General features: G+C 43.5%; 12 protein-coding genes. 9 read left to right on the forward strand and 3 right to left on the reverse strand.

What is annotated here, in order from left to right; genetic code table 11:
* Nucleotides 1-17: 17 nt before the first annotated feature.
* Nucleotides 18-773 carry a SapC family protein gene (locus D6V41_RS17395; RefSeq protein WP_136252830.1) on the reverse strand — a complete coding sequence of 252 codons (756 nt, stop codon included), beginning with the start codon at nucleotides 771-773 and terminating at the stop codon, nucleotides 18-20.
* Nucleotides 774-1314: 541 nt separating this feature from the next.
* Here D6V41_RS17395 and D6V41_RS17400 point away from each other — a divergent pair.
* The 8 genes from D6V41_RS17400 (at nucleotide 1315) to D6V41_RS17435 (ending at nucleotide 14940) form a co-directional block, all read left to right on the forward strand.
* Nucleotides 1315-4350: a TonB-dependent receptor gene (locus D6V41_RS17400; RefSeq protein WP_136252831.1), complete on the forward strand. Its 3036-nt coding sequence runs from the start codon at nucleotides 1315-1317 to the stop codon at nucleotides 4348-4350.
* A 131-nt stretch (nucleotides 4351-4481) separates the two neighbouring features.
* Nucleotides 4482-5543, forward strand: a complete 1062-nt coding sequence (locus tag D6V41_RS17405; protein WP_136252832.1) for a cupin-like domain-containing protein — start codon at nucleotides 4482-4484, stop codon at nucleotides 5541-5543.
* Nucleotides 5544-5611: 68 nt separating this feature from the next.
* Nucleotides 5612-7087, forward strand: coding sequence for a tryptophan halogenase family protein (locus tag D6V41_RS17410; RefSeq protein ID WP_136252833.1), 1476 nt, complete (start codon nucleotides 5612-5614; stop codon nucleotides 7085-7087).
* Between the two features lie 23 nt (nucleotides 7088-7110).
* Entirely contained in the window at nucleotides 7111-7833 is a 723-nt protein-coding gene (locus D6V41_RS17415) for a DUF6445 family protein (RefSeq protein WP_136252834.1), read from the forward strand.
* A 14-nt stretch (nucleotides 7834-7847) separates the two neighbouring features.
* The gene (locus D6V41_RS17420) at nucleotides 7848-11363 is read left to right on the forward strand and encodes a PVC-type heme-binding CxxCH protein (RefSeq protein ID WP_136252835.1); all 3516 of its coding nucleotides are present in this window, start codon (nucleotides 7848-7850) and stop codon (nucleotides 11361-11363) included.
* 164 nt (nucleotides 11364-11527) lie between these two features.
* Entirely contained in the window at nucleotides 11528-12673 is a 1146-nt protein-coding gene (locus tag D6V41_RS17425; protein ID WP_136252836.1) for an alpha/beta hydrolase, read from the forward strand.
* Nucleotides 12645-14114, forward strand: coding sequence for an SLC13 family permease (locus D6V41_RS17430; protein WP_136252837.1), 1470 nt, complete (start codon nucleotides 12645-12647; stop codon nucleotides 14112-14114). Before D6V41_RS17425 ends, D6V41_RS17430 begins: the two co-directional genes overlap by 29 nt.
* A 19-nt stretch (nucleotides 14115-14133) precedes the next feature.
* The gene (locus D6V41_RS17435) at nucleotides 14134-14940 is read left to right on the forward strand and encodes a carboxylesterase family protein (RefSeq protein ID WP_136252838.1); all 807 of its coding nucleotides are present in this window, start codon (nucleotides 14134-14136) and stop codon (nucleotides 14938-14940) included.
* A 54-nt stretch (nucleotides 14941-14994) separates the two neighbouring features.
* Here the strand turns inward: D6V41_RS17435 and D6V41_RS17440 are convergent, their stop codons facing one another.
* The gene (locus D6V41_RS17440; protein WP_241664592.1) at nucleotides 14995-16170 is read right to left on the reverse strand and encodes a Gfo/Idh/MocA family protein; all 1176 of its coding nucleotides are present in this window, start codon (nucleotides 16168-16170) and stop codon (nucleotides 14995-14997) included.
* Nucleotides 16171-16309: 139 nt separating this feature from the next.
* On the opposite strand from D6V41_RS17440, the gene D6V41_RS17445 reads away from it, so the two are divergent.
* Nucleotides 16310-17041 (forward strand): AraC family transcriptional regulator, encoded by a 732-nt coding sequence (locus D6V41_RS17445; RefSeq protein WP_136252839.1) that lies wholly within the window; start codon nucleotides 16310-16312, stop codon nucleotides 17039-17041.
* Between the two features lie 82 nt (nucleotides 17042-17123).
* Here D6V41_RS17445 and D6V41_RS17450 read toward each other — a convergent pair whose 3' ends face one another.
* Nucleotides 17124-21284, reverse strand: coding sequence for a PVC-type heme-binding CxxCH protein (locus D6V41_RS17450; protein ID WP_206663274.1), 4161 nt, complete (start codon nucleotides 21282-21284; stop codon nucleotides 17124-17126).
* Nucleotides 21285-21304 lie beyond the last annotated feature (20 nt).

The raw sequence follows: 21304 nt of genomic DNA on the forward strand, positions 1-21304 counted from the left end.
CTTTCTGTTGCATTAATTCAGGCATTTGCTTTAGCATTCGCTCTGGTACTTAATTGGAGCCGCTTAAGTTTTACAAGTTTATCGATGTTGTTTATCGATGTCGCCGCTGCGAACGCAATGGATAAAAGACCAGATTTATTGAGAAACTCCAGGTCTTTACCTTCTAGCTGGCTTAAGCGCTCTACATTGATTGTGTGGTATCCCTCAAACTTGACCATGTTTTCATCATTAATTTTGATATCGAACACGCAAGGCTCAAGTAAATCCAGGTCGTTAAACGCTGCAAACATCGGCGCAGACAGTTTGGCGCCTTTATCAAGCTCAGCAAGGATATTTTGGATACTCTCCAGGTAAGGTGTATTGCCGCCAAACTCCATAAAAACAGACTGGCCGCGCGTGTTATTAACCCGTGGATCATCGACATCAATCAAGATAACGGCTTTTTGTTCTTCATTTCCATCGGAGTTTTGATTCTGAAACCCTATAGAAAATGGACCTTTTTTAACAATATTAGGCACGTAACTGGCACGCCAGCCTTGCTTTTCGTCCAAAAACAAATTCTCTTCATGATGCAAACCAAGAATTGCTAGACATTGAAAATTTCCGTCTTTTTCATTTTTTAAAAACAAAATGGGGTATTCACATTGTGCCCGCGTAATTTCATTCGCGAATATATGAATGGCGCCTACATTATGACCAAATTGCGCAGAACAATGGGTCATAACTTTAAGGTCTTTGTGCTCAATATTATTAAGAATTTTATGATTCGCCATTCTTTGAACTCCTGTAAATCAATGATGTGCGAGTGCTTTAAAATGTGTCGTTTTTGCTAAATCCGAAGCGAGAATAAACGCTCCATAAATGCTTAGCAAGCAGTGGCCTGCAACTGAATATTTTCCCGTGCTGGCGAAAAACGTGATGATAAGTAGAACGACACATCGCTAATTTATTAACAAATTTATGAAAATTAACGTTATGGAATTTGTTTAGAACTTAAAACTTGACGCGTCACCATCTAAATTGCTTGATAAGCAAATGTGCCGTCAGGCCGCAAGTGTACTGAATATTTTCCAAATTTAGCTTAAGTTTAGATAAAAACGTATTTTTACGAAAAATAGTAAAACACAACTACTTTTTCGTAACAATAATGCAACATTTTAAACGATAAGATTTAATATGATGCATACTATGGTAAGGGTTGTTTGTTGAGTAGCTAAACATTCAATAAGATTGGACTACTTTTTGTCAGGTTCAATGCTTAAAAGAATTAGTCGCTTTACAAACAAAATACCTATAACAACAAAGGGCATATCAATGAAAGCACACAATAAGTTCAAAAAATCTGTGTTATCAACAAGTATCTCTCTTCTCCTTTGTGGAGCAGCAGCGACACCTGTTATGGCGCAGCAAGATAATAACGAAGCTTCTGATACAGAAGTTATTCAGGTTTCCGGTATCCGTTCAAGCTTGCAGGAAGCAGCCTCTATCAAGCGCACATCTGTGGGTGTTGTAGACGCAATATCGGCAGAAGATATTGGTAAATTCCCAGATACTAACCTTGCGGAATCATTACAGCGTATTACCGGTGTATCAATTAGCCGAGAAAATGGTGAAGGTGCTGAAATCACTGTGCGTGGTTTTGGCGGCGGCGCGAACATGATTACTTTGAATGGTCGTATGATGCCTGCTGGCGGGGTTGATGCTAATAGCTCAGATCCGACGCGCGCATTCGATTTTGCTAATTTAGCATCCGAAAGCGTAAGTGCGGTAGAGGTTTATAAAACGAGTAAAGCTGATATCGTTGGCGGTGGTATAGGTGCAACCGTTAATATATTAACAGCGCGCCCGCTTGAAAATCCAACAATGCGAAGCACCATTGGTGTAAAAGCAGTCCACGATACAACAAACCGCACCGGCGATGATATTACCCCGGAAATATCGGGTATTTACAACTACGTCAATGATGATGAAACCTTCGGTGTGACATTATCTGGCAGCTTCCAGAAGCGCGACTCTGGCTCGACCGGCGTTTTCGTAAACGGTTGGAACGTTGGTGTTTGGGGAGAGGACGACCTTTATAATCGACAAGGTCGGAACGAAATTTTTGAAAATATGCCAGACGAAGGGCAATTGTACGCTCGTCCAGACGACTTTAGATACGCGTTTTCGGACTTTGAGCGCGAACGAACAAACGGGCAGGCAACTTTCCAATATCGTCCAATGGACGAATTGACGGCAACGCTAGATTATACCTACGCTCAAAACGATATTGTCGAACAGCGCGGCGAATTAGGTAACTGGATTCAAAATGGTAATAATCTTGAGCGCGTTGTCTTTGACAATTCTGCAGTAGCAACGCCTATCTCAATTTCAGAACGTTATGCTGGCGTAGTTGACCAAGGATATGCGCAACAATACAGAGCACAAGTTAACGAACTTAAGTCACTAGGTTTTAATTTGGATTATCAATATAACGATGACTTAAATCTGCGTTTTGATATTCATGATTCTAGCCTTGAGAGTTTACCAAACGGTCCAAGTGATAGCGATTTAGCCAGTAGCTCGATTGGTACTGCGATTGGTGCACCGGTAGTAGCTGCTAAAACGCTAATATTTGATGGCGAAATCCCCTTATTTACTACTGAACTAAACGATAACTTTGACCGCGGCGGCCTTGGATTAAGCGGTAATGGTAACGGTGTACTCGATGTGGGTGATGTGGGTTCGTCAATCGGACAGGTGGATCATTATCAGCAAGTCACTGATATCACACAAATTCGCTTTGATGGTACTTACGAATTTGATGACGGTCAGTTTGACTTTGGTCTTGAAAGCCGCGCCATGGAAATGAAAGCCCAACGCACTGCTTGGTTACCCATGAACTTAGGTGGCTGGAGTATTGCCAATCCCGGTGAATTCCCTGAAGGAATGATTCAGCCTTTTGATTACAATTCTGAGTTTGAAGATTACGACATCAATCAGCCCAACATCGGTTTTAGAGGTAATTCTGCTGAAATGATGCGTTATATTCTTGGCATATACCCTGGTCCTAATAATAATTTTGCGCCCAACCCTATTTTCTCAACCAGAGACACTGTAGAAGAAGATATCTTTAGTGCTTACTTCCAAGTGGCCTTACAGGGCGAACTTGGCGGTATGGAAACCAACTTCTTGGCAGGCGTTCGATACGAGAAAACCGACGTAACGTCGTCTTCGTTGTTTACCCCGCCAGCCTATTTATTGTGGGCAAGTGACAACGACTTTAGTAGCTTCACACCAGCAGATACCGAGGTGCAACCGATAGCTGCAGAATCCGATTACGATCATGTGCTACCAAGTATGGACTTTGATATCATGCTGACTGAAAATCTAAAAGGTCGATTCTCATTCAGTAAGACCATTGCTCGCGCAGGCTATGGCGCCCTAAGAGCATCTTTTGGTGGATTTGGTACTAACGGATCCACATTATTGGCATCGCAACCGACAGCTAATTCGTCAAACCCAGGATTAGTTCCACTTGAGTCCGACAACTTCGATTTATCCTTAGAGTACTATTATGATGATAGCTATATCTCTGTTGGATTCTTTGAAAAACGTGTTTCTAACTTTATAGGTACGGGTACGGTAGACTTAGAGTTATTTGGTATTCGCGACCAAACTGCAGGACCTAGAGCTCAAGCAGCTATCGACGCCTTGCAGGAGTTGGGTGTAGCTGTGGATAACCGCTCACTCTTTACTATGATGGGTATTATTCAACAAGGAGGTTCTCCTGCTGATTACACCGGCACTGAGCAACAGGTGCAGGATATTGAATTAGCGGTTGATATCGTTCCGAATGCTGATGACCCATTGATGGAGTTCAGAGTAACTCGTCCATTAAACAGTGAAGACGCTGAAATACGCGGAGCGGAATTCGCCATTCAGCACTTCTTTGGTGAGACAGGCTTCGGCTTTCAGGCAAACTACACCATCGTAAATGGTGATGTGGCGATAAATACGGAAGCACCGCCAGACGAATCGCAATTTGCATTGGTCGGTTTGAGTGACACTGCAAACTTTGTTGGTTTCTATGAAAAAGACGGCTTTGCAGCGAGAATTGCATGGAACTGGCGAGATGATTACTTGGCTACTGCAGCAAGAGGGGGTTCAAATAACCCAATATTTGTTGAAGCTTACGACCAAATTGACGTTAATTTAAGTTACGATTTCAACGACCAGTTGACCGTATTCCTTGAAGGAATCAACGTAACGGGTGAAAATGAACGTTCTCATATGAGAAACGAGCGTATGATTTGGACACTTAATGATTTAGGCGCACGATACCAGTTAGGTGTCCGCTACGTCTTTTAATTTAACGCTTTAATAAATGGTGTAAGCAATTATGTCCTATGCAAATAGCCGCTTTAACTAGCGGCTATTTTTTTCAAAACGCAAGGCATAAAATAAGGTAATGCACTAAGTACAGCGATATCGGTTAACTTATGAGCGTCAAAGCAGTTGAAACGATGCAATTATCGTCAATAGATTTAAGTCAAACGTCAACAGTTCCAAGAGAAGTGTTAACGGGTGATTGTCCGGTTTTGCTAACGGGGCTGGTAAATAACTGGCCATTGACACAAAAGAGCCTTGAATCGTTTGACAGCGCCATTGAGTATTTGCTGTCGATGTATAACGGAAAAACCACGCTCGCTTGTAAAGGGGCGAATAAAGACGAGGGGCGCTTTTTTTACAACGAGTCGATCACTGAGCTTAACTATCAAACCATAAGAATGCGAGTCGATGAAGTACTCGAAGCGATTCGAAGTGGCATAAATAATCCTGAAAGTGATAACTACTACATTCCTTCAAATCCATCTGAAAATCACTTCCCAGGGTTTATGAGTGAAAATGCCATCTCTATACCTTTTTTTGCGTCCGAAAAAGATAACGACAAGCACGCATTAGCAAACAAAATCGTTCCAAATTTGTGGATTGGCGGAAAAACCACCGCATCCTGTCATTTTGATGTAAATAAAAACGTAGCGTGCTGCACGACGGGTAAACGAAAATTCACTTTGTTTCCGCCCGAGCAAGGTAAGAACTTGTATCCCGGTCCGTTTGAAATTACGCCCGGCGGCCCTGTTATTTCAATGGTAAATTTTAAGTCGCCTGATTTTGAACAATTTCCGCGCTTTAAAACTGCCTTGAAATTTGCGCAAGAGGTAACCTTGAACCCGGGTGACGCGATTTATATTCCTCCGCTATGGTGGCATCACGTAGAAGGACTGGATGCGTTTAATATTCTTGTGAATTATTGGTGGGATGAAGCACCACGGTTTTTGGGCTCTCCCATTAATGCCTTACATGACGCCATGCTGTCTATTCGCGATCGAAGTGATGCAGAGAAGCAGGCATATAAAGCGCTTTTTGATTACTATGTATTTTCAGACGCTGAAACCAGTCACATGCACTTGCCAGAACATGCCAAGGGCATTCTCGCTGAGCTAGACGAGACTAAAGCGAGAAAATTAAGAGCACTAGTCATAAGCCGTTTGAACAAATAACAATTTAAAATGAATAAATAAAGACTGACTGAAAACGAGTCAAAAACGCCAGAATCTGAGGAGTAATTGTGAGCAATATAAAGCGAAAAAAAATCGTAATTGCTGGAGGTGGCACTTCTGGCTGGTTAGCCGCAGCGGCACTATCCAAACAACTTAGCAGTATTTGCGAAGTGGTGTTGGTTGAATCTGACGACATTGGCACCATAGGAGTGGGTGAAGCAACTATCCCCACTGTGCGCGTGTTTCACAAGCTACTTGGCATTAGCGAAAAAGAGTTTGTTCGAGAAACTGACGCAACCTTTAAATTAGGTATCAACTTTGAGAATTGGCGGGTTAAAGATGAGTCCTACTTTCACTCCTTCGGAAAAACCGGAAAAGACTCCTACCTAGCCGGATTTCAGCATTTTTGGCTTTATGGTCGTGAACAAGGCTTGGCCCAACTTTACGGCGATTACTGTTTTGAATTTCAGTGTGCCGCTCACGATAAATTTGCCACTTCAGACAAGTCCAAGATTAATTACGCATATCATTTGGACGCCGGTAAGTATGCCCGTTACTTAAGAAAGCTTAGCGAGCAAAATAAGGCCAAACGCATTGAAGGTAAGATTGATTCGGTGAATCTTGACTCAGCATCTGGAAATATTACCTCATTAACGCTTGAATCGGGTGAAACAGTAGAAGGTGACCTATTTATCGATTGTACGGGCTTTCGAGCCTTACTGATTGAAGAAACCCTTAAAACCGGTTACGAAGACTGGTCGCATTGGCTTCCATGCGATAGAGCTTGGGCTGTGCAAACCACATTGGCAGATAAACTCCCTCCCTATACTCGCTCAATTGCGCATGAAAACGGTTGGCAGTGGCGTATTCCTCTGCAAAAACGCGCAGGCAATGGCTTAGTGTTCAGCACAAAATTCATGGACGAAGACACAGCAAAAGAAAAGCTTATGCGTTCAGTTGAAGGAGAAATGACCACCGAACCCCGTTTGATCAAATTTGTCACCGGTAGACGCAAAAAAGTTTGGAACAAAAACTGCGTTGCTTTAGGGCTCTCAAGCGGGTTTATTGAACCATTGGAATCCACCAGCATTCATCTGTTTATGACAGGCATTATCCGACTACTGCGGCTATTACCCAGTAACGATATTAGCCTTGCTAACGTAAACGAATACAACCAGCAAACGGCTGCCGAAATAGAGCGCGTGCGTGACTTTATCATTCTGCACTATCACGTAAACGAGCGAGATGACTCTGAGTTTTGGCGTTACCTTCGAAAGATGGACATTCCCGATAGTTTGCAGCATAGGATTGATTTGTTTGCCCAAAGTGCCAACGTATTTGAGTCGGAATACGATGTGTTTCAAATTGACTCATGGGTGCAGGTGTTACTTGGACAAGGTGTAATGCCACAGCATTATCACCCAAGCGTAAAAACCATGCCTGTGGCCGAACTTGAACGGTTTTTAACAAGTTACAAGCAAGGCGTAGCGGCAGCGGTAAATAAAATGCCTCGGCATCGGGATTTTGTTTCGCAGTATTCGTAATTGGCCTCGACTCAAGGAATATAATGTTTGAGCTCAACCCAAATATGCAGGTGCATGTTCAAAAAATTGGCAAAGAGAGTACGACTATTGTTGTGGTGGATGATTTTTTTCAAGATTATACACTCGCTTTAAAGGAGGCTCGCTCGGCTAACTATTCCTCTCGCAAAGAAGATGTGGGCGCCTTTTATCCAGGTGTACGTGCACCACTTAGAAAAGACTACGGCATACAAGTATTACGTTTTGCCGCTCAAGCTCTTCATAAAAGTCTGAACTTGCCTGCCAATCTTCAAGTTATGCCAATAAACGCCAATTATTCTTTACTGACAAAACAGCCAAAAGACATGGCGCTTGAGCAATGCATTCCGCACTACGATACCTGTGAAAAACACAGTTTCGCAGTTTTGCATTATATGAATGACGGAGAGTTTGGCGGCACAGGATTTTATCGCCACATTCCAACAGGATTTGAGAACATCAAGTCTGATAGGGAATCAGCTTACTTTAATGCGATGCAGTCTGTGTTTGACGAAAAAGGCCCACCAAAACAACAGTATTTCAGTGCGTCTGATCATCACTATGAACTCATCCATAAGGTTGATTATTGTCCAAATCGTTTAGTCATTTACCCTACTTCTATCCTTCATACTGCTTATATTGAAAAGCCTGAACAAGATATTAGCAGTGATCCAGTCATCGGAAGGCTATCGAGCAACTTTCTGTTTAAATTTCAAGCTAAAGCATTTTAGGCGAGCTGCAATATATGATTTATTTACGACAAACACTTTTATTTTATATCAGCATTACCAGCCTAGCTGCATGCTCCCCTGCCCCTCAACCCAATTCAAGCTTAGATAGCTCCAAAAAATCAATTGGAGTTCATGAAACTCTTGACGCTAACGCGGCGGCTGGCACAAGTGAAAATAAAAAAAATCAGAGCAAGTCGATTGCGCAGATAGAGCGTGAAGCGCAACTTAGAATGAACAATTTTAAATTGCCAGAAGGCTTTGAAATTAGTTTGTGGGCAGATGAAACCCAAACTCAAAACCCCGCTTTTTTCAGTTTTGATTCAAGTGGGCGCATGCTGATGGTCGAAACTGCCCGTTTTACCAATGGCGTAGACGATATCAGAGGCCATGAAAATAAAACCGTTGAAGACATTTACATCACCTCTAATGAAGACCGACTCGCCATGTATAAAAAGTACGCCGATGAGCGTCCAATGTCTTATTACACGCAAGGCGACGATATTATTCGCTTGTTGCAAGATAGCGACGGCGATCGTCGGGCAGATAAAAGTAATGTTTTTTCTGATGGCTACAATGGCATTTTAGATGGCATAGGAGCTGGCGTGATTGAACGCGACGGTAAGGTATATTACACCAACATCCCACATCTTTGGATGCTTGAAGACACAGACGACGACGGCGTTGCCAATACGCGCGTATCCTTACAGGACGGCTTTGGCATTCGCATCAGTTTTTATGGACATGACTTGCATGGCTTAGCCTGGGGGCCCGACGGAAAGCTTTACTGGAGTATTGGTGATAGAGGCTTTAACGTAACAACTAAAGAAGGGAAGCATTTTTATGGACCAAATTTGGGCGGTGTATTTCGCTCAGATCCAGACGGCTCGAACATTGAATACTTTTATACCGGGCTACGCAATCCACAAGAGCTCGCCTTTGATGAGTATGGCAATTTGTTTACCGCCGATAACGATGGCGATGGCGGTGATTTAGAACGCGTAAACTACCTGATTGAAGGTGGCGATTCTGGCTGGCATGCAGGCCATCAAAGCATTATGAGTTTTACAGACAGGCTTAAATTGCGTTCATCATACTACACTGGCGATCCGAAGATCCCAAACGCGTGGATGACGCAAGACCAATACAAACCTCGCAACAATAAACAACCCGCTTTCATGCTACCGGCGATAGGACAGTTAAATGGCGGTCCTTCCGGTTTAGTTTATAACCCAGGAAGTAGCTTTGGGCCTGACTATGAAGATACATTTTTCGTTATTCATTATATGGGCTCGCCCGCACAATCAAACATCACCACTTTTAAAGTTGAAGAAAACGGCGCTGGATTTACGATGATAGAAAACGAAAGATTTCTTCAGGGCTTCAATGCAGTGGATTTGGACTTTGGCCCTGATGGGGCGATGTATATTTCTGAATATAACTATGGCGGTTGGCAACCTGAATCGCAAGGCGCAGTATATCGATTAGCGCATCCTGATTTTGGTGATACAGATGAAGTAAAGCAGCATGAGCTTATTCTTACCAGTGATTTCAGCCAATTTGACAATGATGAATTGATTTCGCTGATAAAGAGTGAACATTTGCGCATTCGCCAGCGCGCACAGTTCGAACTAGCTAAACGCAATCAAGCGGCTGTAAACATTTTCACTAATTTGGCAACATCAACGGATGAAAATGAGCTAACACGTCTTCATGGTATTTGGGGCTTAAGTCAAATGGCCTATTCTGCGAATGATAAAGACGCACTGCTGAATACGATTTTATCTCTCACAAATGATAAAAATCCGCAAGTACGCATTCAGGCAGTAAGGGCTTTAGGCGATCATCGTTTTATTAAAAGTGCAGATAAACTGGTTGCGCTACTTACCGATCCCCATCCTCGAGTAGCTATGTATGCTGCAATTGGTATTGGGCGTATTGGATATGATAAAGCGGTACCCACGCTTATTGAGGCATTGGCACAGTACGAAGACAATGACCTGTTTTTACGTCACTCGCTGACCATGGCATTGTCAGGCACCAATAAAGATTTATGGTGGCCTTTTCATGCCCATGAATCAAAACACGTGAGAATGGGCGTATTGCTTGCTGCTCGTCGTGCAAAAGACCCAGCAATAAGCGTATTTTTAAACGATAAAGAGCAAGCCTTAGTTGATGAAGCCATTACTGCTATTAATGACTTAGGGATACTGGAAGCGCAAGACGAGTTGGCTGCGCATTTAGACGCATATGTTGAGCATACAAAGTTGTTACCAAGTGATAGTGAGCAAGATAGCGTTGCCAGATGGCAGCATCACCGAATAATTAACGCTAATTATGCCCAAGGGACAGTGCAAGATGCTGTGCGGCTCTTGCAATATGCTACGTTAGATGACCTGCCAACACGACTTGCCAGTGAGGCCTTATCCGCAATTGAAGCGTGGAACGATATCAACCCCATCGATACTACAACCGGATTACCCACGACCGCATCAAAAAGCCGCGAAAATATAGCGGCAGCGGTGAATCAATACCTGCCAAAAGTCTTGGCAAAAGTACAGGGTCAGGCCTTAGTGCAAAGTATTCGAATGGCTGAGAATAATGATATAGACATTCCGAATGATGTTTTACTGGCTGCAGTAAACAACACAGAAAACTCGGCTGATGTAAGAAAGCAAGCGCTCACCTACTTAATGAGTAGAAGTCTTTCGAATATGCCTTCTGTCCTTCTTAAATTAACTAGCGATCAAAATGTGCAAGTAAGAGGAGATGCACTGAATAAGCTTTTTGAGATAGACCGTGAGTCAGGCTTGATGCAAGCCAAACGCTTTTTAAAAAGTCAGATGGTCGAAGATAGGCAGGCAGCCTATCGCGTGCTTGCAAAAGGAAAAAGTCTGGAAATAGATGCAATTGCATTGTCGGGCATTCGCCAGCTTAATGAGACGAAACAGACTGATGGCGCCACGTTAGAGCTTTTAGATTTAGTGGCAAGTCGAGTACAGCCTGAAATTGTAGCCGAGTATGAAAAATATCGTAACTACATTGATAACGCCGATATGATGACTCGTTATGCAAGTAGTATGTACGGAGGCTCTATTGAAAAGGGAAGGAACATTTTTGCAGGTGGCGGCGCAAGTGAATGTATGCGATGTCATATGGTGAATTGGTCTGGCGGAGATGTTGGGCCTGACTTAAGTGATATTGGCAATCTGCACGACAATCGCTATTTATTGGAATCTATTGTCGATGTGCAAGCCAGCATCGCGCCCGGATACGGAACAGTAGTATTAACTCTAAACAACGGTTCGGTCATTAGCGGCATTTATCAGGGTGAAACTGAAGAGACCATCAAATTAGAACGAGAAGAAAATTTGATTGAAGAATTTAGTCGAGACGACATTGCCAGCATACAACAGCCCGTTTCGGGCATGCCGCCAATGCATCGTTTTTTAGATGATTATCAAATTCGAGATTTAGTCGCTTATATGTCCAGTCTTAAGCTCGAATACGAGAAAGTGGAAGAGGTGCATTAGTTGTGTTACTTCAAGCACTCACGTCGGTAAGCAAAGCGTCAGTAAGCAAACGCTTCGCCCATGGCGGTTGATAAAATCATGCACTCGTTTGATTGCAACCCTTATGCCAACTCTAGCAGTGTTTATTCGATTAACGTTTACAGCAGAAAACAGGTTTACATGCCATGTTCAATTTGAAACAGAATTTGTTAAAAGAGCCAGGAAAAAGGCTTGCCAGTGCTTTAATTATGATGGCGTATTTGTGCAGTTTTGCAAGTAATGCTGGAAGCGAAACGATTCCAGTTCCTGCTTTTAACATGCCCAAGTATTCTGCATATCTATCTAAAGAGAGTGTAGATGGTTTAAAACAGCAAGAAGCCTTAATGAACAAGGCCCATGCAGCCTGCAATCCTTATTCACTGAAATTTGATAATACCATGGGCAATCAGGTAGAAGCGGCAAAAGCCGAAGCGAATGCCATTCGGGAGTGCGAGGCAAAAAAATATGCGGTAATCATGCCAGAGGCACTCAAAAAATTTAATGTTAACATTACGCCGAAAGTCATCGATGGTGTGCAAACTGATATTATCTCTCCGAAAAATGGCGTACCTGAAGCGCTTCAGGGTCGCGTTCTAATTAACTTGCACGGTGGAGGCTTCAAATACGGCGGGCGCTTTGGCGGTCAGCTAGAAAGCATGCCAATAGCGCATGCACATGGTTACAAAGTCATTAGTATCGATTATCGCAAGGCACCAGAGTATCGCTTTGGGGCGGCAAATGACGATGTAGAAAAAGTATACCGTTACTTACTGAAAACTTACGCACCTGAAAGTATCGGTATTTTTGGTTGTTCGGCTGGCAGCAGAGTGGCAGGTCAAGCTATCGTGCACATCGCAAAACAAGGCCTTCCTGTACCTGGCGCTGCCACGTTTTTGTGCTCTGCCCCTACAGGCTTAAATGGCGACAGTAATTATTTTGCCGCAGCAATAACGAGTCGTGAGCCACTTCACATAGGTATGGTGCAGTATTGGGAAGGCTTATCCAGCGACAATGAAGACGCATTTCCCGGTGACTTTGAAAAGACACTCAAAATGTTTCCTCCTTCGTTGCTCATTACATCGTCCAGAGACTACAGCCTTAGCCCTATGATCTCGATGCACACAAAACTCATGGCCTTGAATAAAGTGAGCGAACTGCACATATTTGAAGGCTTCTCGCATGCACAGTTTTTGAGTATGTATGTGCCAGAATCCAGGCAGACTGTCGATCTTATGCATCGCTTCTTCTCAAGGCATTTAGGCCATGGAAAAGATGACGAAAAGCCAGAATAGACAGGATATGTATAAATCACGCGTACAAATATCAGGACTCGTTATATCGCTAGGCGTTTTTTTGCTTTCTGGCATGCTCGGTGCCTCTTTTGAGGCGTCTACCACCATGGCGGTTTTGTTTATTTGCGCTTTGTACTGGGTCACTGAAGCAATCCCTATTCCGATGACGGCTTGCATCCCACTCGCCGTTTTTCCATTACTTGGTGTAATTTCAAAAGCAGACTTGGGCAGCGCATTTGGTAACCCGATTAACTTTTTGTTAATTGGTGGCTTCATGCTATCCATCGCTATGGTTAAATCAAAGGCACATATTCGTCTTACCCGACTGATATTCTCTGTCTTGCGACCGTCAACACAAAAACAGGTAGTGACAACATTTATGTTGAGTGCTGCATTTTTAAGTATGTGGATATCAAACGCCGCGGCAGCAATGATGCTAATTCCAGTAGCAATTGCTACCTTAGAAAGCTCTCATAAACAAGCTATTGAACAAAGTAAATATGAACAAAGCGATGGTTTTACTGTGGCAGTACTTTTAGGCATTTGCTATGCCGCAAGCGTTGGAGGGATGGGAACGCCCATAGGAACACCGCCAAATTTGGTCTTCATTCAAGCATACGAGCAAGCGACTGGAACATCTATAAGCTTTTTGAGCTGGATGAAATGGGCGCTTCCCTGTGTAGCCGTTTTATTACCCATTGTTATATTTCATTTGTGCCGAAAATGTGAAAATACAAGCAGCGAGATTAGATTTGAAGATAAAACCGATAAGGTCTGGAAACGCGATGAAAAGCGAGTTTTAGGAATATTTGTACTAGTCATCTTTCTTTGGATGACGCGCTCTGACCCTTATGGTGGATGGAGCGCTTGGCTTAATTTGCCCAATGCGCATGACGGATATGTCGCATTGCTGGGGGCCATTCTATTATTTTTAATTCCAAATGGTAACAGGCACGAGCCTGGTAGCGCCCTATTGACTTGGGAAGATGCCGCAAGCTTACCTTGGGGGGTGATTTTGCTTGTATCTGGCGGGATCGCGCTTTCTCTGGGATTAAGAAATACCGGTCTTATCACTGAGTTCGCACAAGGATTTTCAGCGCTTTCCGATTTACCGCTTATTCTCATTGTCGCGCTGATTTGTCTGTCTGTGACTTTTATTACAGAGCTTATGAGCAACACTGCCTGCACAGCATTGATGATGCCGGTATTGGCAGCTCTGGCTATTGCATTAAATGTCGACCCGCTTTTGTTGATGTTGCCCGCCGCCCTCACCGCGAGTTGCGCATTTATGATGCCTATGGCGACAGCACCAAATGCAATCGTATTTGGTACTAATAAAATTAGCATAGCAAGTATGATTAAAATGGGCGCGCCGCTAAACTTGATTGGCGTGGTGGTAATCACTCTGCTCATTCTTGGCATGGCTACCTTTATTTACTGATGTAAACTCAGGATTCACTATGAAAAAAGTCTTTTTATCTTTACTTTCCTTGTTCGGACTTGCCGCAAACGCCCAGCCGGTAGACTATCCAGAATATGAAAAGCATCAATTTACTGATACTCGCTTTAACACCAAGGCGAGTTTGCCCTATCGCATTTTATACCCTGCAAATTTTGATGCCTCTAAAAAATATCCAGTTGTGCTGTTTTTACATGGTGCAGGTGAGCGAGGAAGCGATAACGTTGCGCAACTGACACATGGTGCCGAACTGTTTCTTTCAGAATCTTTCAGGCAGTCGTATCCAGCTATCGTTGTATTTCCTCAGGCGGCGGAAGACGACTATTGGGTAAACGTAGAAGTTGAGCGAGCGCCTAACAACAATGTTTTCCATTTTAAACCATTAAACGCCCCAAAAACGCAATCGATGGCCTTGCTACAAGGACTCGTACTTGATTTAAAAGAAAGAGATTACATAGATGCTGACAATATGTTAGTGATGGGTTTATCTATGGGTGGAATGGGCACCTTAGACATAATAGCTAGCATGCCTTCAAGTTTCAGAGCTGCCGTCGCTATTTGCGGCGGCGCGCATGAAACACTTGCTCCCATTATTGCAAAAAGCACTCCGGTTTGGGCCTTTCACGGATCGGATGATGAAGTTGTGCCACTTTCAGCCAGTGAGGAGATAATTAATGCAATAATTGCCCACGAAGGCGATGCAAAATTAAAAATCTACGATGGCGTGGGACACGATAGTTGGAATAATGCATTTGAAGAACCTGAACTGATAAGTTGGTTATTTAGCTACACTGATTTCAGGCCCTAAAAAAAACGCCGGTTAAAACAACCGGCGCACACTTCATATACTCAGCTAGGGAGACTAGAGTACATTTGAAAGTTTAAAATCCACCCATTTTTCCTGCGCTTTGGTGGCAGCGACACAATTTTCAATAAATGCCATTCCACGAATTGCTTCTTCAATTCCCGGCGCTTTACTTGTTAGCTTTGCTTCTTGCGCTTCATCGCCAAAAGCTCTTATTTGTTTTGCAAAATCCATATATAAATTGGCAAACGCTTCCAAGTAGCCTTCAGGATGTCCGGCAGGAGTACGCATAGAGCCTGCGGCTACTGGACTGAAGTTGCCAACGCCAGTTCTGACAACCTGCATTGGCTTATCGTTATATTTGATTAGTAAAGTATTAGGCTCTTGTTGTCGCCATTCAAGCCCCGCTTTGGTGCCGTAAATTCGAATATTTAAATTATTTTCTTCACCGACACTGATTTGGCTGGCAATCAAAACACCCTTCGCCCCATTATTGAATCGCATTAAAACATTGCCATCGTCATCGATTTCTCGTCCTGCGACCACCGGCTGTAAGTCTGCACACATTTTGGTAATTTCCAGGCCAGACATAAATTCGGCTAAATTAGCCGCATGTACACCAATATCTCCCATACAGCAACTGACACCCGCTCGTTTGGGATCCAAGCGCCAGCTAGCCTGCTTGTTATCTTCAGTGGGGGGCTCAGACAACCAGCCTTGACTGTATTCAGCGATAATCTTGGTAATATCGCCTAACTCTCCATTGGCAATCAATTGCTGCGCCTCTCTTACCAAGGGATAGCCGGTATAGGTATGCGTTAAACCATAGAGTACGTCGTGCTGATCTAATACCGCTTTTAAATCGATGGCCTCTTGCAAGGTAAATGTTGCAGGTTTATCTGACATAACATGAAAGCCCGCTTCAATAGCAGCTTTTGCCACAGGAAAATGTAAGTGATTCGGCGTAACAATTGACACAAACTGCATTCGCTCATCTTCTGGCAATGCAGCTTCTTTTTTAAACATTTCATTAAAATCTGCATAGCAACGCTGTGGGTCAAGGTGCAAGGCTTTGCCTGTGGCCAGACAATTTTCATGTGATGAACTAAACGCACCGCAAACCAGTTCTATTTCTCCATCTATAGAAGCTGCAGCTCGGTGAACAGCACCGATAAAAGCGCCTTGACCGCCACCGACCATTCCCATTCTTACCTTTTTATTAAATCCACTCATAACGCGCCTATATGTTAAAATTTTGTTGCCATGGTGGCTAAGTATAGTGAGGCGAAGAAAAAATAAGTATGATTTAATCGGACGCTGGTGCAAACATTTCAGCGTTAGGATATGCTTATCACACACAAAGAGGAAAAAAATGCCGATTCAGGAAGCAAAGATTAAACAGTGTAATATCGACGCTTTGGTTGAAGCTTTTGAGCTTGTTCCCGATGTGCTTTTTTGGATAAAAGATTTAAAAGGGCATTGGGTATATGCAAATAAGCTGTTTATTGAACACTTGGGTTGCCATTCACTTTCTCAGATTTATGGAAAAACAGATTTTGATTTTTTCCCGCCTCATTTAGCAAAGCAATACGTTCACGATGATAAGAAGCTCTTGGAAGGCGACCTAATTACCTCAAGACTTGAAATGAACATGACACGAGATGGAGAGCTTGCCTGGTTTTCTACGTCTAAACGCCCTCTCAGAGCCCCCTCGGGAGAAGTAGTCGGTAACTATGGCATAACCCGACATTTTCAAAAGTCATCTCAAGCTCTCTCTGTATTTGAATCTGTTCGGGTGCCGGTTGAATATATCAGGCAAAATTATCACAAACCAATCAAGCTGCAAGAGCTTGCAGAATTGACGCATTTATCGGTAAGTGCATTAGAAAGGCGCTTTAAAAAGCACTTATTGAAAACGCCATCTCGACTTATAAACGAGGTGAGGTTAGAAAATGCAAGACGGCTTATTATGGAGACCAATCAGCCTATTTCGGAAATTGCGTTTCAGACGGGCTTTAGTGATCATAGCTATTTCACGAAGCAGTTTAAGCAATTTTTTGGAGTGCATCCCTCAAAAATGCGCTCTCAAATAAAAGAAAACTAAGTCGGCGCGACAAATGTCGACGCCGCTTAGCATGACACACACTCAGTTCTAGCGTAGAGCCTCTTAAGTAGAGACTCTGCTCTTATTCTTCAATTTGACCTTCGCCATCCGGATATCGATCAGTAGGATACTTTTCAAATAGTTCTTTAGCGGTCCAAAAGCCTCTTGGACCATTGGTACTTGCTCTTACCTTTTTGACTAATTCAGGGCTTACCGGGTCAGCGCGATTCTCAAAATTGTTTCTGATGTAAGTAAGTACAGAGGCAACCTCTTCATCATTGAGCATGTTTCCAAAAGCGGTCATTGGGACGTGTCCGGCATACATTTCACCTTTGACCCAAATCTTTTTCATCAAGCCATGCAGAATAATATCGGTTAAGCGCTCCGGATCACCTGTCACCCATTCAGTTCCTGATATTGGCGGGAATCCTGCCATAGGGAGTCCGTTGCCATCTGGCTGGTGACAGGTCACACAATAGCCTTCTCTGAAGTAGATTTCTTTGCCAGCAAAATAGCGCTCTCTGTCGATGCCGCTTAAATGCTCTGCCTCGTTTTCGACTTCAGCCACTTGCTCTGTCCACGTTCCACCGAGATTACTCACCGTTTGCAAAAATGCGGTCCGCATCCAAGGGCCAAGCTGAGCGCCCTCTTTTTCGCCAGCCAGATATAATGCAGGTAAAGCTTTCGGATCGTCAATCCATGAAATACCTGCTATTGCCTCTAGTCGAACGCGCCCGTGCTCATCGCCTGCGGCCTTTTTCATTAATGCGATTGCTTCGTCAGTATCATATTCGTAAAGATGCAAACGTATCGCTTTAACTGCCGCTGCTCTGACCTTGTAATTTTCATGAGTCATGAGTTTTTCAGCAAAGGCTTTATCTTGTTTATTCTCAAATCGACTCAACCAGAGAGCTTCCAGCAGATGCCGATCGTAATCAGGATGGGCTTTGTCCAAACTGGCAATATAGTCTTTTTTTGCATTTTGAATGCGAGTGAAATCATGCTCGCGTATTTCACGTCGCACGCGATAGCGTAATCGGTGGTCAGGTGACTTAAGATAAGAGAACAATGTGTCAAGCGATTCCCCGTCAACAGGCACTTCTTCTGACAAAGGTCGCTCTTTATGCGTCACTCGATAAATACGTCCATGCGCGTGGTCACGTAAGGGATCTCTTGCGTTGTGCTGCATGTGGCCAATTAATTGATTATGCCAATCCACCACATACAAAGAGCCATCAGCAGCAAACTCCAAATCAACGGGTCTGAAGTTAGGATCAGTCGACGTGTAAAGGTCTTGACGCCAGTTGCTTACGTAACCTGTCCCTTCATCATTCAAGGTATGCTGTTTTGCTCCTAAAAAGCCAATCACGTTGTTTAGAATAAAGTCTCCCTGCATCTCTTCAGGGAAATGCTGGCTATAAACAAACTCTATGCCTGAAGTAGGTCTAACGCGATGCGCCGACTCAATCAAGGTATCGGTTCCTAGCGAAAGCTGACCGTAGCGCGTTTTAAGTTCGACTGGCAGCATCCAATATACCGAAGGGTCGGACGTATTCATGAAGAAGTTTTGTCCCCATTCATCAAACACCACGCCCCATGGGTTAGGCGCACGGTTTTGGACAAGCCTTTGTAAGCGCTGAGTGCGAGGGTCGAAGCGATAAAAACCTGCATTGACGGCACGAATTGGCCCGTAGGCCGTTTCTATGTTGCTGTGTAAAAATACCCCTTCCTGCATAATAATGCCGCCGAATGGGTCAGCAATAAAACCACTGATGGCATGATGGGTATCGTGCGTATCAAAGCCTGAAAGAATAATTTCATAAGTGTCGGCTTTATCGTCACCGTCCGTATCCTGCAAAAGTACGAGATTGGGTGCTTGTGAGACATAGACGCCATGTTCAGTAATTTCAAAACCAATAGGCAGATTCAGGCCATCGGCAAAAACAATCTCTTTGTCCGCTTTACCGTCTTTATCGGTGTCTTCGTAGATTAAGATTTTATCATCGGGCTTTGCATCACCTGGCTTGTAATGGGGATAACTTTCCAGGGTAGATACCCACAATCTGCCTTGATTGTCGAAAGCCATTTGAGCCGGATTAGCCAAGTTTGGAAAATCAACTTCAGATGCAAAAAGCTCGATTTCAAATCCCTCGGCAACAGTGAAGGTATCCAAAGCATCCTGGCCATATTTATATTCCTGGACATTATCGATCGAGACATTCGATTCTATTTTGTCTAGCTTCTGGGTGCTTGCATCTGCAGCTACGAGATCAAAGGGCTTATCATTAAGAATATGCCAAATCTGACGATCTCGATTTTCAGTCATCTGAACAACTTTGATGGTTTCTTGCGGATAATTATCAACACCGTATGGCTCAAATCGACGTCCATCCACATGCACTCCGTTTGGCATCTGATAACGTTTGAACCAATACCAATTCTTATCTAATACGGCTTGAAGCAGTTGATTGAATTTTTCTTCAGTTAATTCAACATCTGCAGCAGTGAAGATCTCGTCAGTAAGAATAGGAGCAAGGCGCGCGTACCCTTGTTTGTTTAGATGTGCTCCATTAACCGTTAGCTGCTCATCACTGGATTCAAACATTGCTTTGGTCGGCGTGTATAAATCCACAAATTGAATGCCGCGCTCATTGGCCACATCTTTCATTAGCTCGGTGTAGGCCTTAAGGTTCTTATTGGTTTCTTTTCCGTCTGGCAGTGGATATTTATCCGATAAATCCTGAAACGCAATAGGCGAAACCAACACTAATTTGGCAATTTTTCCGTCAGCGTATTTGTTTGCAAGCGAATGATTGATGAAGTTATATAGTTCTTCGCGATAATTGTCTAAACCCTCTGGGCCATCAAATGATTCATTGAAACCAAAAAAGGCAATAATTACGTCAGGTTTGATGTCATATAACCATTCATCAGGCGTAGGATGAAAGCCTTCACCGCTGTGGTGTAGTTTATCTGGATGATAACGTTCCGCACCAGGGAAAGCCCACTGGGAATTTCTGGACGGGTGAGGACGAAATCCAGGGGTATAGCCAGGTTTTGCCAGTGTGCGAATGGTAATATCTTTATCGGCATGGCGTGAGTAGATTTCACTTTCAAAAAAGCCATGGTTTAACATGCGTTCAGGAAGCCCGTTACCTAGCAGCAGTACGGTATCGCCGTCTTTTAATTCTACGCGTGTTTCTACACCGAGCGCTTTAAGTTCAGCGATAGTCAAAATGGATCTTGCAGAGCTACCCATCGCAAAATCACTGACCTGCAAACCGCGTTTTACAAAGTAATCCGTGTCCTGAAAGCCGTAAAAAGATGGTTCAAATGGGTCAACATAGCTTACATTGGCCTTTTCCGGAACTTCCATATCCAGTAGATAGTACGCGGCATTAACTAACATCCGTCTTGCACTTTCTTCTTGCAGATCGTATGCCGCACCACCAGTAGTAGTAAACACTTGCCCTGTATTTTTGCCATTGGGTGACGAATAAGGTTTTAGCCAGGATAAGGGCATCATCGGATTATTCTTTTTGCCCTCAAGATTTGGCGAATTCGGGTCCAGCGATTCGGTGACAGCACCTAATTGCAATACAGTGGCATCTTCAGTCAAATTCTCAATGCCGTAGATATCTGACCACATAAAATAAGTATCAACACTATTGAGGATTGGATGATCAGCATGCTCTTCTACATTAACAGAGCGTCCGCCCTCTTTTTTATGTATGCCGTGGTGATATAGCCAGTTCTCTCCAACGATATCCAGGCCGAAATTCTGCCAATCATAACCGCCATACATATCATCATTGTTAAAAGGGTGTGTCGCGGTGCGTATGGCAATGATAGGCTTTCCGTCATTTATAAAATCTAGAAAATGTTGGAGTTGTTCCCCTGGCAATATTCGCCAGCGAGTCGCCAATACCATCAAATCGGCGTCTTTTAAGGACTCTAAATGCGCAATATTTGTAATATCGTTGGGATTGATAACACCTGTTTCGCGGTCAATGGCAAAAAGTACCGTGGTTTTGAAACCGTGATGTTCTGTCAGGATCTTTGCCAACATTGGCATCGATTCTTCCGAGCGATATTCCTCATCCCCAGAGACCAGAACGATATGCTTGCCATTTGCAATATCTTCGCCCGGTTCGAATACTAAATGATCGATTCCATTTGCATGGGCAAAGCAAAAACTAAAAACAAACGATACAGCGATAAGAGTGCGTGCTAGATATTTCACAAAAATGTAAACTCCAATAA

It is taken from the genome of Ningiella ruwaisensis, from assembly GCF_004798935.1.
Lineage (GTDB): Bacteria > Pseudomonadota > Gammaproteobacteria > Enterobacterales > Alteromonadaceae > Glaciecola > Glaciecola ruwaisensis.

What these genes read in the sequence shown, in the direction of transcription:
- D6V41_RS17395 (WP_136252830.1), bottom strand. Translation starts at nt 773, where the DNA reads ATGGCGAATCATAAAATTCTTAATAATATTGAGCACAAAGACCTTAAA.
- D6V41_RS17400 (WP_136252831.1), top strand. Translation starts at nt 1,315, where the DNA reads ATGAAAGCACACAATAAGTTCAAAAAATCTGTGTTATCAACAAGTATC.
- D6V41_RS17405 (WP_136252832.1), top strand. Translation starts at nt 4,482, where the DNA reads ATGAGCGTCAAAGCAGTTGAAACGATGCAATTATCGTCAATAGATTTA.
- D6V41_RS17415 (WP_136252834.1), top strand. Translation starts at nt 7,111, where the DNA reads ATGTTTGAGCTCAACCCAAATATGCAGGTGCATGTTCAAAAAATTGGC.
- D6V41_RS17420 (WP_136252835.1), top strand. Translation starts at nt 7,848, where the DNA reads ATGATTTATTTACGACAAACACTTTTATTTTATATCAGCATTACCAGC.
- D6V41_RS17425 (WP_136252836.1), top strand. Translation starts at nt 11,528, where the DNA reads ATGTTCAATTTGAAACAGAATTTGTTAAAAGAGCCAGGAAAAAGGCTT.
- D6V41_RS17430 (WP_136252837.1), top strand. Translation starts at nt 12,645, where the DNA reads ATGGAAAAGATGACGAAAAGCCAGAATAGACAGGATATGTATAAATCA.
- D6V41_RS17435 (WP_136252838.1), top strand. Translation starts at nt 14,134, where the DNA reads ATGAAAAAAGTCTTTTTATCTTTACTTTCCTTGTTCGGACTTGCCGCA.
- D6V41_RS17440 (WP_241664592.1), bottom strand. Translation starts at nt 16,170, where the DNA reads ATGAGTGGATTTAATAAAAAGGTAAGAATGGGAATGGTCGGTGGCGGT.
- D6V41_RS17445 (WP_136252839.1), top strand. Translation starts at nt 16,310, where the DNA reads ATGCCGATTCAGGAAGCAAAGATTAAACAGTGTAATATCGACGCTTTG.